Origin of the sequence: Thermomonospora sp. CIF 1 (assembly GCF_001896795.1) — a bacterium.
GTDB classification, from domain to species: domain Bacteria; phylum Actinomycetota; class Actinomycetes; order Streptosporangiales; family Streptosporangiaceae; genus Thermomonospora; species Thermomonospora curvata.
In genome coordinates this window covers 22,606-36,618 of record NZ_MOYN02000016.1, presented here as the reverse complement: position 1 = coordinate 36,618, position 14,013 = coordinate 22,606, and the positions used below count along the sequence as shown (strand labels likewise).

Below are 14,013 nucleotides of genomic sequence, written 5' to 3'. Positions count from 1 at the left end.
CGGCCCGCGCTGAGCCCTGCGGAGTACACCCCCGACCGGGCCTACCTCATCACCCGGCACGGACTGTGCGTCTGCTCTCCCGACCGGCGGCGCCCGCCGCGCGACCCGCGGCAGGCCGCTCCCGCGCACCGGGATCCCGCGGAAACCCGCTGACGACGTTTTCGCGTTCCAGGGAACCGCCTGCCATCCATATCCGTCTCAAGAGCGTTCGCCTAGGGTTGTTGGGAAAACTGCCAGTCGCCCTCGGTTCACCCTCGAGACACCTGGAGCGCCCATGCCCCTTTCCCTGTCCGGCCTGGCCCGGCGCGCGACCGGCGAGTTCGATCGGCTGCTGGCGGCCCTCGCCCGGCAGGGGCAGGAACTGCTGTCGCCCGGCCGGGAGCAACGCGCCGAGATCGTGCGGCTGAGGGCGGCGCTGGCGGTGCAGTCCGAGCGCGCCGAGCGGCTGGAGCGCGCGCTGGCCGAGCAGTCGGCGGCGCTGAGCGCGGTGAGCCGGCAGCTGGCGGCGCTCGTCGCCCAGCTCAACGAGCAGCTGCTGCCGGGCATCGACGAGCGCATCCACGAGACCGAACGGGACCTGGCCCGCCTGGCCACCCGGCTGCTGCGCGCCGACCAGGAGGCCGCCCGCCGGCACAGCCGGCTGGAGACCGCCGAGCAGCGCATCGCCGATCTGCGGGAACGGACCGGGCGGCTGGAGCAGCGCACCGCGATATGGCGGGAGCTGCAGGCCGATGTGGCCCGGCTGGGCGAGGACCTGGACGCGCTGCGCTCCTGCGCCGCGCTGCAGGCCGGCGAGCACCGGGCGGCCGAACAGGAGCAGGCTTGATCTCCCGGGCGCACGACCCCGCCGAGCGCGGTTTCGCCAGCGACAACCACGCCGGCGTCCACCCGGAGGTGCTGACCGCGCTGGCCGTCGCCAACGAGGGGCACCAGCCCTCCTACGGCGCCGACGTCTACACCGCGCGGATGCAGGAGGTCTTCCGCCGCCACTTCGGCGAGCAGGCCCAGGCCTACCCGGTCTTCAACGGCACCGGCGCCAACGTGGTGGCGTTGCAGGCGATGACCGACCGCTGGTCGGCGGTGATCTGCGCCGACGGCTCCCACATCCACACCGACGAGTGCGGCGCCCCCGAACGGGTGGCCGGCCTCAAGCTGCTGCCCGTGCCCGCCCCGGACGGCAAGCTGACCCCCGAGCTGATCGACCGGCAGGCCTGGGGGTGGGGCGATGAGCACCGCGCCCAGCCCAAGGTCGTCTCCCTCACCCAGGCGACCGAGCTGGGCACCTGCTACACCGCCGAGGAGATCGCACAGATCTGCGCCCACGCCCATGCCCGCGGGATGGCGGTGCACATGGACGGCGCCCGCCTGGCCAATGCCGCCGCCTCGCTGGGAGTGCCGCTGCGGGCGCTCACCACCGATGCGGGGGTGGACGTGCTGTCGTTCGGCGGCACCAAGAACGGGCTGCTGGCCGGCGAGGCGATCGTGGTGCTCAATCCCGAGGCGGTGCGCGGCATGGTGTTCCTGCGCAAGGCGGCCATGCAGCTGGCCTCCAAGATGCGGTTCATCTCCGCGCAGTTCCTGGCGCTGCTGGAGGGCGACCTGTGGCTGCGCAACGCCGCCCACGCCAACGCCATGGCCCGCCGGCTGGCCGCGGCGGCCGGCCGCGTGCCGGGCGTGCGGATCGTGCGGCCGGTGCAGGCCAATGCGGTGTTCGCGGTCATCCCCAAGGACGTGGCCGAGCGGCTGCGCAAGCGGTTCTTCTTCTACACCTGGGACGAGCGCACCGGCGAGGTGCGCTGGATGTGCTCCTTCGACACCACCGAGCAGGACGTGGACGCCTTCGCCGCGGCTTTGGCCGAGGAGATGTCCGCCCGCTAGGCCCGATGCGGCGGCGGTGCCGCCGCGCCTTCCCATCTCCGCAGGTCAAGACGGGTGCATCGCGACCAGGGGCGCCGTCGGGCCTCCTCCCCGGCGTTCAAGGGCACGCGCCCGAAGCAGGCGCGATTTCGGCCCTCCGTTCTCTGCGAGCGCAGAACGAAAGCACCATGGTCAAAAAACAGCGCCCCCCTTTTCGGGCAGTCATTTTCAGGCGGGGCCGGGCGACCGCAAGAGAACGCAAGCGGCCGGAGAATTGACCGCGGCGGACAAGTGACGGCTGGTTTGCAGCGTTCTCACAACAAAGGATTGTGTGGGGGATCACAATCGCGCCGTTCGGCGTTACATTGTCCCCACCGGCCGGCGGGTCAGGGAGCGGGATGACCGGCCGTGCCGTCGAGCCGTCATGCGTCCAGGCCCGGTATCCGGGCGTGCCGACCCCAAGAAGGCAGATGACACTCAGACCCCGCCCTGATCACCGTCCCCTCCCCCAGCAGCCCGGCCGTGCCGCCCGCCGTCGCGGCCACCATCGGGGACTGCGCAGACGCCGGGTCAGCCGGATGGCCGCGGCCCTCAGCGCGGCGCTGGGAATGGCGACGGCGGCGGGACTGATCGTGGTGCTGCGCTCGGTCGAAGGCCCCAGCCGCCCGATGGCCAACGTCGACCACGGCTCCTCCCTGCTGCAGGAGGTGCCCATCCCCGCCACGGGGCGTCCCGTCACCGTGACCACCGCCGAGGGCCATCGCTACACCGTCGCGGCGGTGCGCGGCGCCGTCGATCCGGCTCCCCTGCCGGGGGTGCAGGTGCCGCCGCCCGGCAAGGGGTACGCCTTCATCGACTACGTGCTGACCAACCCCCAGCACCACCCGATCCTGCTGGACTTCCCGCCGTATGTGTTCCTGCGGCGCTCGGTGGTGCCGCCGGACTTCGCCTCCCGCTGCGTGAAGCGGATCGGGGCGCCGCCGGAGCTGTGCGACCCGCCCGGACGGTCGCAGGTGATCGCACGGCTGCGCGGCTCGGCGGACCTGATACGGCAGGACGCCGACACCTATCTGGCGCCCGGCGCCTCCTACCTGGTGCGCGCCATGGCCGACCCGCCGGTGCCGGACTCGGCGGACCACCGGGACATGGGCCTGTTCATCTGGGAGGTGCGCTTCACCGGGGACCGGCGCTCCCGCCATGCCCCCTTCCCCGGCGAGGACTCCCGTACCGGCTGAGCCCTCTCCCCCGCCCACCGAACGGGTGGGCGTGGCGGGAGTGGAGCGTCACGTCGCCCAGGCCCGGCCCGAGGCCGCCGCCCGGGTGGCGACGGCGCAGCGGAAACGGGAGGCCGCCGAGCAGTGAGCCGAGCAGGCCCGCCAGGAGGCCGAGCGGGAGGCGCGGGCGAATGAGCGCGCACGGGAGATCTTCGCCCGGCGGGGCAAGAAGCACGCCCTGGCGCGGGCGCTTCGGGCACTGGGGATGACCATCGAGCTCACCGGCGATAAGGACGTGGCCCGCCGCCACTGCACCGAGGCGCTGAATCTGTTCGAACGGCTCGGCCTGGCGCAGCCCGCGCAGGAGTGCCGTGGCCGCCTCTCCGGCCTCGCCCCCCTGACCTGGCGGGCGTTCCGCGCCGTCGGAGGGACGCCGCGGAGCGTCTGCGGCGGGGCCGGGACGGTCAGCGGGTCCGCCCGGCGGCGCCGGACAGGGCCGCGGCGGCCATGGCGTGCAGCAGCCCGGCCATGGCCTGCCGGTCCAGTTCGCCCGCGCTGTGGGGGGTGGAGTTGAGCAGGCCGAAGGCGGCGTGGACGGCGGCGCGGGCGTGCGCTTCGCCGATGCCGCCCGCGTGCAGGCGGCGCAGGACGCCGACCCACTGCTCGACATAGGCCCGCTGGAGGCGGCGGATCTGGTGGCGCTGCGGTTCGGGCACGTTGTCCAGCTCGCGCTCATGGACGGTGATCAGCGCCGGGTTGTCCAGGGCGAAGTCGATGTGCCAGCGCAGCAGCGCGTCCAACGCCGCGGCGGGGTCGGGCAGGGCGGCCCGGCGGGTCCCCTCCTCCAGCAGGCGGCGGCTGATGTCCAGCAGCATCTCCGCCAGCACCGCGTCCTTGCCGCGGAAGTGCCGGTACAGGGCGGGCCCGGTGAGGCCGACCGCGCGGCCCAGCTCGCCGATGGACACGCCGTGGTAGCCGTGGCGGGCGAACAGCTCGGCCGCCGCCTGCAGGATCTCGGCGCGGCGGGTGGGCGCCCCGGTGGCCTCCGTCATGGGAGGGAGTCTAGACGACCGCTGTTAACGTTCATTAACATCGCCGTTGTTAACGTTCATTAACCGTAGGGGGCGGACATGACCGGAACGGTGCTGCGCAGCCGGGTGGACGCCACCGGCGCGTCGTTCGCCCGCAACGCCGCCCGCAATCGGGCGCTGGCGGCCGAACTGCGCGAGCATCTGGCGCGCGCCGCGCTCGGCGGCCCCGAACGCGCCCGCAAAAAGCACACCGAGCGCGGCAAACTGCTGCCCCGCGACCGGGTGAACGCCCTGCTGGACCCCGGCTCGCCGTTTTTGGAGCTGTCCCCGCTGGCGGCGCACGGCATGTACGACGACCAGGCGCCGGGCGCGGGCATCATCACCGGGATCGGCCGCGTCCGCGGGCGCGAGTGCGTGATCGTCGCCAACGACGCCACCGTCAAGGGCGGCACCTACTACCCGATGACGGTCAAAAAGCACCTGCGCGCCCAGGAGGTGGCGCTGCACAACCGGCTGCCGTGCATCTACCTGGTGGACTCCGGCGGGGCGTTCCTGCCCCGCCAGGACGAGGTGTTCCCCGACCGCGACCACTTCGGCCGGATCTTCTACAACCAGGCCACCATGTCGGCCCGCGGCATCCCGCAGATCGCCGCGGTGCTGGGCTCGTGCACCGCCGGCGGGGCGTACGTGCCGGCGATGAGCGACGAGGCGGTGATCGTGCGCGGCCAGGGCACCATCTTCCTGGGCGGCCCGCCGCTGGTGAAGGCGGCCACCGGGGAGGTGGTGACCGCCGAGGAGCTGGGCGGCGGGGAGCTGCACGCCCGCACCTCCGGGGTCACCGACCACCTGGCCGACAACGACGAGCACGCGCTGGCGATCGTCCGCGACATCGTCGCCACGCTGGGGCCGCGGCCGCCGGCGCCCTGGCAGGTGACGCCGGTGGAGGAGCCGCGGGCCGACCCCGCCGAGCTGTACGGGGTGGTGCCGCCGGACCCGCGCACCCCCTACGACGTGCGCGAGGTGATCGCCCGCATCGTCGACGGCAGCCGCTTCGCCGAGTTCAAGGCCGAGTACGGCACCACGCTGGTGACCGGGTTCGCCCGCATCCACGGCCACCCGGTGGGGATCGTGGCCAACAACGGCATCCTGTTCTCCGAGTCGGCCCTCAAGGGCGCCCACTTCATCCAGCTGTGCGACCAGCGGCAGATCCCGCTGGTGTTCCTGCAGAACATCACCGGGTTCATGGTGGGCCGCCAGTACGAGGCGGGCGGCATCGCCAAGCACGGCGCCAAGATGGTCACCGCCGTCGCCTGCGCCCGGGTGCCCAAGTTCACCGTGGTGATCGGCGGCTCGTTCGGGGCGGGCAACTACGCGATGTGCGGCCGGGCGTTCTCGCCGCGTTTTCTGTGGATGTGGCCGAACGCGCGGATCTCGGTGATGGGCGGCGAGCAGGCGGCCTCGGTGCTGGCCACCATCCGCCGCGACCAGCTCGGCGACGCCTGGAGCGCCGAGGCCGAAGAGGAGTTCAAGGCGCCGATCCGCGAGCAGTACGAACGGCAGGGCAACCCCTACTACTCCACGGCCCGGCTGTGGGACGACGGGGTGATCGACCCGCTGGACACCCGCCGGGTGCTGGGGCTGGCGCTGTCGGTGGCCGCCAACGCGCCGCTGGAACCGGTGGGCTATGGCGTGTTCCGGATGTGAGGGCCGCATGTTTTCAACCGTTCTGATCGCCAACCGCGGTGAGATCGCCGTCCGCGTCATCCGCACGCTGCGGCGGCTGGGCGTGCGCGCGGTGGCGGTGCACACCGACCCCGACGCCGGCGCCCGGCATGTGCGGGAGGCCGACGAGGCGGTGCGCATCCCCGGCTACCTGGACATCGCCTCGGTGATCGAGGCGGCCCGCCGCTGCGGCGCGCAGGCGGTCCACCCCGGCTATGGGTTCCTGGCCGAAAGCGCCGCCTTCGCCGCCGCCTGCGCCGAGGCCGGCCTGGTGTTCATCGGCCCGCCGCCGGAGGCGATCGAGGCGATGGGCGACAAGATCCGCGCCAAGCGCACGGTGGCGGCGGCGGGCGTGCCGGTGGTGCCCGGCCGCCACGAGGCGGGCCTGTCGGACGCGCAGCTGGCCGAGGCGGCGCTGGAGGTGGGGCTGCCGGTGCTGCTCAAACCGTCGGCGGGCGGCGGCGGCAAGGGCATGCGCCTGGTGCGCGAGCCGGCGCACCTTCACGAGGCCATCGCCGCCGCCCGGCGCGAGGCGCGCGGGGCCTTCGGCGACGACGCGCTGCTGGTGGAGCGGTTCATCGACAACCCCCGGCACATCGAGATCCAGGTCTTCGCCGACGCCTTCGGCAACGTCGTCCACCTGGGCGAGCGCGAGTGCAGCCTGCAGCGCCGCCACCAGAAGATCGTCGAGGAGGCGCCCTCCCCGCTGCTGGATGAGGCCACCCGCGAGCAGATGGGCGCCGCCGCCGTGGCCGCCGCCCGCGCGGTCGGCTATGTCGGCGCCGGGACGGTGGAGTACATCGTCTCCGCCGACCGGCCAAAGGAGTACTACTTCCTGGAGATGAACACCCGGCTGCAGGTCGAGCACCCGGTCACCGAGCTGGTCACCGGGTGGGACCTGGTGGAGCTGCAGCTTCGGGTGGCCGCCGGGGAGGCGCTGCCGTTCACCCAGGACCAGGTGCGGCTGAACGGCCACGCCGTCGAGGCCCGTATCTACGCCGAGGACCCGGCGCGCGGCTTCCTGCCCACCGGCGGGCGGGTGCTGGCCTGGCGCGAGCCGGACGGCCCCGGCGTGCGGGTGGACTCCGGCATCGCCGCCGGCGATGAGGTCTCCAGCGCCTACGACCCGATGCTGGCCAAGGTCATCGCCTGGGGCGAGGACCGGACCGCCGCCCTGCGCCGCCTGGATGGGGCGCTGGCCGGCTGCACCCTGCTGGGGGTGACCTCCAACATCTCCTTTCTGCGGACGCTGCTGGCCCACCCGGACGTGGCGGCCGGACGGCTGGACACCGGCCTGGTGGAGCGGGAGCTTTCCGCCGCGGCCCCGCAACTGCCCGCCGAGGTGCCGGCCGCCGCGGCGCTGGAGCGGATGCTGGCGCTGGAGACCGCAGACGGCGACCCGTGGGCGATCCCGGACGGCTGGCGGCTGAGCGGCGCCGCCTGGACCCCGTGGGTCATCACCCCCGCCGGGGGCGCGCCCGTGGAGGTCCGCGTCCGCGGCCGGGCCCACGACGCCGAGGTCTCCATCGACGGGGCCGACCCGGTGCCCGCCGCACTGGCCCGCGATGGGGACGCGCTGCGCCTGACCTTCGGCGGGCGCACGACCCGTTACGCCTTCGCCCGCGACGGCCGGGTGCTGTGGCTGGGCCGCGACGGGCACGCCTGGGCGCTGGCCGAGCACGTGCGCACCGAGCAGGCCGGGGCGGCGGCCGCCGCCTCCGACGGCGTGGTGCGCAGCCCGATGCCGGGCACGGTGCTGGCGGTCAAGGCCGCCGAAGGCGAGCGCGTCACCGCCGGGCAGCCGCTGCTGGTGGTGGAGGCCATGAAGATGGAGCACACCGTCACCGCCCCGGTGGACGGCGTGGTGGCGCGCCTGCCCGTCCGCGCCGGCGCCCGCGTCGCCCTCGATGAGGTGCTCGCCGAGATCACCCCGCAGGAGGAGCAATGAGCGCGTTCCGCATGCCGGGCCTGCCGGAGCGGGTGACGATCTACGAGGTCGGCCCGCGCGACGGGCTGCAGAACGAGAAGACGATCGTGCCGGTCGCCGACAAGGCCGCCTTCATCGCCCGCCTGGCCGCCGCCGGGCTGCGCACCGTGGAGGCGACCAGCTTCGTCCACCCCAAGTGGGTGCCGCAGCTGGCCGACGCCGAGGAACTGCTGGCCGTCATGGAGCGGGCCGAGGGCGTGCGCTACCCGGTGCTGGTGCCCAACGAACGCGGCCTGGACCGGGCGCTGCGGGCGGGCGTCACCCACATCGCCGTGTTCGCCAGCGCCACCGAGTCCTTTGCCCGCCGCAACCTCAACCGCACGGTGGCCGAGTCGCTGGCGATGTTCGCCCCGGTCGTCACCCGGGCCAAGGAGAACGGCCTGTGGGTGCGGGCGTATGTGTCGATGTGCTTCGGCGACCCCTGGGAGGGGGAGGTGCCGATCGAGCAGGTGGTCTCGGTGGCCGTCCGGCTGATGGAGCTGGGGTGCGATGAGCTGAGCCTGGGCGACACCATCGGGGTCGGCACCCCCGGGCATGTCACCGCGCTGATCGGGGCGCTGGGCGAGGCCGGCATCGGCGCCCAGAGGCTGGCGGTGCACTTCCACGACACCTACGGCCAGGCCCTGGCCAACACGCTGGCCGCGCTGCGCTGCGGGGTGACCACGGTGGACTCCTCGGCCGGCGGCATCGGCGGCTGCCCGTACGCCGAAAGCGCCACCGGCAACCTGGCCACCGAGGACCTGGTCTGGATGCTGCACGGGCTGGGCATCCAGACCGGCGTCGACCTGCCCGCCCTGGCCGCCACCAGTCGCTGGATGGCGACCCGGCTGGGCCGTCCCAGCCCGTCCCGCGTCGTCCAGGCGCTGCCGGTGGAGGAGGAGCAATGATCGACTTCACGCTGACCGAGGAGCAGCGGGAGCTGCGCGCCTCGGTGGAGCGCTTCGCCCGCCAGGAGGTGGCCCCGGTGATCGGGGACCTGTACGAGCGGGGCGAGTTCCCCTACCAGATCGTCGCCAAGATGGGCGAGATGGGGCTGTTCGGGCTGCCGTTCCCCGAGGAGTACGGCGGCATGGGCGGGGACTACTTCGCCTTGTGCCTGGCGCTGGAGGAGCTGGCCCGGGTGGACTCCTCGGTGGCGATCACACTGGAGGCGGCGGTGTCGCTGGGCGCCATGCCGATCTACCGGTTCGGCACCGAGGAGCAGAAACGGCGGTGGCTGCCGCAGCTGTGCTCCGGGGAGCGCCTGGCGGCGTTCGGGCTGACCGAGCCGGGCGGCGGCTCGGACGTGCCCGGCGGGATGCGCACCACCGCCCGCCTGGAGGACGGCCACTGGGTGATCAACGGGTCCAAGGCGTTCATCACCAACTCCGGCACCGACATCACCGCCTTCACCACGGTGGCCGCGCTGACCGGGGAGCGGGAGATCTCCACGATCCTGGTGCCCAACGGCACGCCCGGCTTCACCGTGGGCCGCAAGTACTCCAAGGTCGGCTGGGCGGCCTCCGACACCCGGGAGCTGTCCTTTGCCGACGTGCGGGTGCCGCAGGAGAACCTGGTCGGCGAGCGCGGCCGCGGCTACGCCCAGTTCCTGCAGATCCTGGACGAGGGCCGGATCGCGATCGCGGCGCTGTCGGTGGGGCTGGCCCAGGGCTGCGTGGACGAGTGCCTGCGCTATGTGCGCCAGCGGCAGGCGTTCGGCCGGGCCATCGGCGAGTACCAGGCCATCCAGTTCAAGATCGCCGACATGGAGGCGCGCACCCACACCGCCCGGCTGGCCTACTACGCGGCGGCGGCCAAGATGCTGGCCGGCGAGCCGTTCAAGAAGGAGGCCGCCATCGCCAAGCTGACCGCCTCCAACGCGGCGATGGACAACGCCCGGGAGGCCACCCAGATCTTCGGGGGCTATGGGTTCATGAACGAGTTCCCGGTGGGCCGGTTCTACCGGGACGCCAAGATCCTGGAGATCGGCGAGGGGACCTCAGAGGTGCAGCGCATGCTCATCGCCCGTTCCCTGGGACTCAGCTCACACTGATATTCGTTAGGGCCTTTCGTCCCTTTCGGGATAAATTTGCGCGCGTGCAAGTAACGAGCCCCTTTCAGCACGGTTCGGCCCCCGGTGAGACGCCGGGGGCCGCTCCGTCCGTCCCGGACACCGGCGAGGGCTCGTCCTCCTCGGTGGAGCTGCTCGCCGAGAACCTGGAGAGCCTGCTCACCTACCTGATGCGGACCGCCGAAGGCGACATCCTCGGCGAGCTGAAGACGCTGGACCTGTCGCTGTCGCAGGCCCGCACCCTGTTCCTGGTGGAACGCGCCTCACGCGCCCTGGCCGTCCACGAACTGGCGGCCGAGCTGGGACTGTCCATGGCGGCGGCCGGACGCGCCGCCGAGGCCCTGGTCCGCCACGGCCTGGCCGTCCGGCGCTCAGACGCCGGCGACCGGCGGATCAAGCGCATCGCGATCACCGCCGCCGGGCGCGAACTGCTCTGCCGGCTGCACGCGGCACGGCACGCCGACCTGCGGCGGTTCGCCGCGACGCTGACCGAGGAGGAGCGCATGGGGCTGGTGAAGGCGCTGGCCCCCGTTCTGGCGCGCCCGGAGATCCGGGCCCTGACGATTGGACCTCTCTGTTGAAACCTTCCGCTCCCTCGGAGGTGGCCGCGCCGGCCGGCGGCCCGCCCGGCTCCGACCGGCTGGATCGCTCCGTCTGGGTGACCGCCGGCGTGGTGGTGCTGGGCGCGATCATGTCGATCCTCGACGCGACCGTGGTCAACATCGCCATCCCGGTGCTGACCGAGGAATTCGCAACGACCCTGGCGAAGATCCAGTGGGTCATCACCGGCTACACCCTGGCGCTGGCCACCGTGATCCCGGTGACCGGCTGGGCGTGCGCCCGCTACGGCACCAAGCGGCTGTACATGACCTCGCTGACGCTGTTCGTGCTCGGCTCGGCGCTGGCCGGCCTGGCCTGGTCGGCCGAGTCGCTGATCGCCTTCCGGGTGCTGCAGGGCCTGGGCGGCGGAATGATCATGCCGGCGGGCATGACCATCCTCACCCAGAAGGCCGGGCCGCAGCGGGTCGGCAAGGTGATGAGCGTGGTCGGCATCCCGATGCTGCTGGGCCCGATCAGCGGCCCGATCCTGGGCGGCTGGCTGGTGGACCTGGACGCCTGGCGGTGGATCTTCTTCATCAACGTCCCGATCGGCGCCATCGCGCTGCTGCTGTCCTGGCGGGTGCTGGAGCGGGACGTGCCCAAGCCGGCCGAGCGGCTGGATGTGCCGGGACTGCTGTTCCTGTCCCCCGGCCTGGCCTCGCTGATCTACGGGCTGGCCACCGGCTCGGAGAAGGGCTCCTTCACCTCCGCCACGGTGATCGTCACCACCGCGGTGGGCGCCCTGCTGGTGATCGCGTTCGTGGTGCGCGCGCTCATGGCCGCCAACCCGCTGATCGACCTGCGGCTGTTCAAGCGCCGCTCGATGGCCGCCGCGGCGCTGACCATGCTGCTGTTCAGCATCGCCTTCTTCGGCGCGATGCTGCTGCTGCCGCTGTACTTCCAGATCGTGCGCGGCGAGACCGCCCTCAACACCGGCCTGCTGCTGATCCCGCAGGGCATCGGATCGATGCTCACCATGCCGATCGGCGGCATGCTCACCGACCGGATCGGCCCGGGCCGGGTGGTCACGGTCGGGTTGCCGATCATCCTGGCGGGGGCGTTCGGGCTCACCCAGGTCACCGCCGACACCTCGTATGTGACGCTGGGCGTCATCTTCTTCGTGCTGGGCCTGGGCATGGGGCTGACCATGATGCCGACGATGTCGGCGGCGATGCAGACCCTCGTCCACGACGAGGTGCCGCGGGCCAGCACCGCGATGAACATCATCCAGCAGGTGGCCGGGTCCATCGGCACCGCCGCCATCTCGGTGATCTTGACCAATGAGCTGAAGGACCGCATCCCCGGCAGCGGCGGGCTGGGCGAGGCCCCCTCCGCCGCCGAGGTCCCGCCGCAGGTGCTGGCCAAGCTGCAGACGCTGATGGCCGAGTCGTTCGCCGCCTCCTTCTGGTGGGCGCTGGCCCTGATGACGGTGGCGCTGATCCCGGCGCTGTTCCTGCCGCGCCGCAAGCCCGACGGCGGCCGGGTGCCGAACGCGATGCCGATGCACTGACCTTTCGGTGAGGGCTGAGGTTCACGCGGCCGGTGATCTTGTCACCGGCCGCTTTCTCAGCTTTAGGGTGAGGATGTGACGGAACTGCAAGCGGTGTCCTGGACCGGGGACGCGCTGCGGCTGATCGACCAGACCCTGCTGCCGCACCGGCTGGAGCACCTGGAGATCCGCGAGGTGGACGCCCTGGTGGACGCCATCGTGCGGCTGGCGGTGCGGGGCGCCCCGGCGCTGGGCGTGGCGGGCGCCTACGGGGTCGCGCTGGCCATGCTCCAGGCCGAGCGGGAGGGCTGGGACCGGGCGAGGCTGGAGGCGGCGCTGGAGCGGATCCGCACCGCCCGGCCGACCGCGGTCAATCTGGCCGGCGGGGTGGACCGGGTCCGCCCGCTCGTCGACGCGGGCCTGGCGGCGGTGCTGGAAGAGGCCGGCCGGGTGCTGGAGGAGGACGTGGCGGCCAACCGCGCGATCGGCGTCCACGGCGCGCAGTGGATCTGCGCCCGCGTCCCGCGGCGTCCCCTGCGGATCCTGACGCACTGCAACACCGGCGCGCTGGCCACCGCCGGGTGGGGCACCGCGCTGGGCGTGGTGCGGGAGCTGCACGCCCGCGGCCTGGTGGAGGTGGTGTACGCCGACGAGACCCGGCCGCTGCTGCAGGGGTCCCGCCTGACGGCCTGGGAGCTGGCGCACGAGGGCATCCCCCACTACGTGCTGGCCGACGGGGCCGCCGCCGGCACCATCCTGCGGGGCCTGGTGGACGTGGCGATCATCGGGGCCGACCGCATCGCCGCCAACGGCGATACGGCCAACAAGATCGGCTCTGTGGGGGTGGCGCTGGCCTGCGCGGACGCGGGGGTGCCGTTCGTGGTGGCGGCGCCGTGGAGCACGGTGGACCTGGCCACCGCGACCGGGGCGGACATCCCCATCGAGTCGCGCGCCGAAGAGGAGGTGCTGTGCTGGCAGGGCGTGCGGGTCGCCCCGGAGGGCTCGCGCGGCCTCAACCCGGCCTTCGATGTGACCCCGGCCCGCCTGATCGACGCGCTGGTCACCGAGCGGGGGGTGCTGGAGCCCGCCCACGGCCGCACGCCCGCCCGGCCCGGCGGCCGGGAGGCCCTCTGAAAGCCCGGCGGGTCACATCCGGCGCAGGACGTCGGCGATGATGTCGGGCGTGCGCCGGTCCGGCTCGGCGTCCACGCACAGTCGGTCCATCACCTTCTGGTAGCGCTCCACTTCGGCGGGCTTGTCGATGTACAGGGCGCCGGTGAGCTGCTCCAGGTAGACGATGTCGGGCACTCCCGGCTCGGCGAAGCGCAGCAGGGTGAAGGCCCCGCCGGCCGCGGCGTGCCCGCCGGCCGAAAACGGCACCACCTGCACGGTGACCGTGGGCATCGAGCAGATCTCGGCCAGGTGGCGCAGCTGCGCGCGCATCACCGCGCGCCCGCCGACCGGGCGGACCAGCACCGCCTCGTCCATCACCACCCACAGGTGGGGCGGGTCGGGGCGGGTGAGCAGCTCGCGGCGGCGCATGCGCAGCTCCACGCGCCGCTGCAGCTCGCGCTCATCGGCCGAGGGATGGCCCAGCCGGATGGCCGCGCGGGCGTAGTCGGCGGTCTGCAGCAGCGCGGGGACGAACTGCAGCTGGTATTCGCGGATCCGCGCGGCGTCCTGCTCCAGCCCCAGGTAGGTCTCGAACCACTGCGGCAGCACATCGCCGTACTGGTGCCACCAGCCGGGCCGGTTGGCCTGCTCGACCAGCTCCAGCAGGGTCTGACGGCGCTCGCCGGTCACCCCGTAGGCGTCCAGCAGGTCGGCCACGTCGCGCGCCTTGAAGCTCACCTTGCCCAGCTCCAGCCGGCTGATCTTGGACTCCGACCCGCGGATGAGATCGCCGGCCTGGGCGCGGGACAGCCCCGCCTCCTCGCGGAGCCGGCGCAGCTGGCCGCCCAACACGATGCGCAAGACGGTGGGCCCGCTGGCCGGCGTCTTGCGGTTGTACTCGGGTTCCGGTTGGGCAGGTCCAGCAAATGTCATCTGTCACCCCCACTGGG

At 73.0% G+C, this 14,013-nt stretch carries 12 protein-coding genes; 10 read left to right on the top strand and 2 right to left on the bottom strand.

From position 1 onward, the window contains the following. Nucleotides 1-274: 274 nt before the first annotated feature. From BUE48_RS09820 to BUE48_RS09810, 3 genes are all read left to right on the top strand, one after another. Nucleotides 275-826: a hypothetical protein gene (locus tag BUE48_RS09820; protein WP_012852334.1), complete on the top strand. Its 552-nt coding sequence runs from the start codon at nt 275-277 to the stop codon at nt 824-826. Beyond that, a complete protein-coding gene (locus BUE48_RS09815) occupies nt 823-1,878 on the top strand; it encodes a threonine aldolase family protein (protein WP_012852333.1) in 1,056 nt (351 codons plus the stop codon). Before BUE48_RS09820 ends, BUE48_RS09815 begins: the two co-directional genes overlap by 4 nt. Before the next feature lie 449 nt (nt 1,879-2,327). Then, the gene (locus BUE48_RS09810; RefSeq protein WP_286989684.1) at nt 2,328-3,092 is read left to right on the top strand and encodes a hypothetical protein; all 765 of its coding nucleotides are present in this window, start codon (nt 2,328-2,330) and stop codon (nt 3,090-3,092) included. A gap of 443 nt (nt 3,093-3,535) precedes the next feature. Here BUE48_RS09810 and BUE48_RS09805 read toward each other — a convergent pair whose 3' ends face one another. Then, nucleotides 3,536-4,123: an SACE_7040 family transcriptional regulator gene (locus tag BUE48_RS09805; protein WP_012852329.1), complete on the bottom strand. Its 588-nt coding sequence runs from the start codon at nt 4,121-4,123 to the stop codon at nt 3,536-3,538. A gap of 78 nt (nt 4,124-4,201) precedes the next feature. Between BUE48_RS09805 and BUE48_RS09800 the strand changes: the two genes are divergently transcribed. From BUE48_RS09800 to mtnA, 7 genes are all read left to right on the top strand, one after another. Then, the gene (locus BUE48_RS09800) at nt 4,202-5,806 is read left to right on the top strand and encodes a carboxyl transferase domain-containing protein (RefSeq protein WP_012852328.1); all 1,605 of its coding nucleotides are present in this window, start codon (nt 4,202-4,204) and stop codon (nt 5,804-5,806) included. A gap of 7 nt (nt 5,807-5,813) precedes the next feature. Further along, entirely contained in the window at nt 5,814-7,772 is a 1,959-nt protein-coding gene (locus BUE48_RS09795; RefSeq protein ID WP_012852327.1) for an acetyl/propionyl/methylcrotonyl-CoA carboxylase subunit alpha, read from the top strand. Then, on the top strand, nt 7,769-8,698 hold the full coding sequence (locus BUE48_RS09790; RefSeq protein ID WP_012852326.1) for a hydroxymethylglutaryl-CoA lyase: 930 nt from the start codon (nt 7,769-7,771) through the stop codon (nt 8,696-8,698). The genes BUE48_RS09795 and BUE48_RS09790 overlap by 4 nt, the downstream gene beginning before the upstream one ends. Continuing rightward, nucleotides 8,695-9,843, top strand: coding sequence for an acyl-CoA dehydrogenase family protein (locus BUE48_RS09785; RefSeq protein ID WP_012852325.1), 1,149 nt, complete (start codon nt 8,695-8,697; stop codon nt 9,841-9,843). Before BUE48_RS09790 ends, BUE48_RS09785 begins: the two co-directional genes overlap by 4 nt. 44 nt (nt 9,844-9,887) lie before the next feature. After that, nucleotides 9,888-10,442 (top strand): MarR family winged helix-turn-helix transcriptional regulator, encoded by a 555-nt coding sequence (locus tag BUE48_RS09780; RefSeq protein WP_286989683.1) that lies wholly within the window; start codon nt 9,888-9,890, stop codon nt 10,440-10,442. A gap of 20 nt (nt 10,443-10,462) precedes the next feature. After that, nucleotides 10,463-11,971: a DHA2 family efflux MFS transporter permease subunit gene (locus BUE48_RS09775; protein ID WP_286989682.1), complete on the top strand. Its 1,509-nt coding sequence runs from the start codon at nt 10,463-10,465 to the stop codon at nt 11,969-11,971. Between the two features lie 75 nt (nt 11,972-12,046). Continuing rightward, entirely contained in the window at nt 12,047-13,084 is a 1,038-nt protein-coding gene (gene mtnA / locus BUE48_RS09770) for an S-methyl-5-thioribose-1-phosphate isomerase (RefSeq protein ID WP_012852322.1), read from the top strand. Between the two features lie 12 nt (nt 13,085-13,096). Here the strand turns inward: mtnA and BUE48_RS09765 are convergent, their stop codons facing one another. Beyond that, a complete protein-coding gene (locus BUE48_RS09765) occupies nt 13,097-13,996 on the bottom strand; it encodes a Sco1979 family transcriptional regulator (RefSeq protein ID WP_286989681.1) in 900 nt (299 codons plus the stop codon). Nucleotides 13,997-14,013 lie beyond the last annotated feature (17 nt).

Bases quoted from the DNA above. Each gene is read 5' to 3' on its own strand.
- BUE48_RS09790 (WP_012852326.1), top strand. From the start codon at position 7,769: ATGAGCGCGTTCCGCATGCCGGGCCTGCCGGAGCGGGTGACGATCTAC.
- BUE48_RS09800 (WP_012852328.1), top strand. From the start codon at position 4,202: ATGACCGGAACGGTGCTGCGCAGCCGGGTGGACGCCACCGGCGCGTCG.
- BUE48_RS09795 (WP_012852327.1), top strand. From the start codon at position 5,814: ATGTTTTCAACCGTTCTGATCGCCAACCGCGGTGAGATCGCCGTCCGC.
- BUE48_RS09785 (WP_012852325.1), top strand. From the start codon at position 8,695: ATGATCGACTTCACGCTGACCGAGGAGCAGCGGGAGCTGCGCGCCTCG.
- BUE48_RS09805 (WP_012852329.1), bottom strand. From the start codon at position 4,123: ATGACGGAGGCCACCGGGGCGCCCACCCGCCGCGCCGAGATCCTGCAG.
- BUE48_RS09810 (WP_286989684.1), top strand. From the start codon at position 2,328: ATGACACTCAGACCCCGCCCTGATCACCGTCCCCTCCCCCAGCAGCCC.
- BUE48_RS09820 (WP_012852334.1), top strand. From the start codon at position 275: ATGCCCCTTTCCCTGTCCGGCCTGGCCCGGCGCGCGACCGGCGAGTTC.
- BUE48_RS09765 (WP_286989681.1), bottom strand. From the start codon at position 13,996: ATGACATTTGCTGGACCTGCCCAACCGGAACCCGAGTACAACCGCAAG.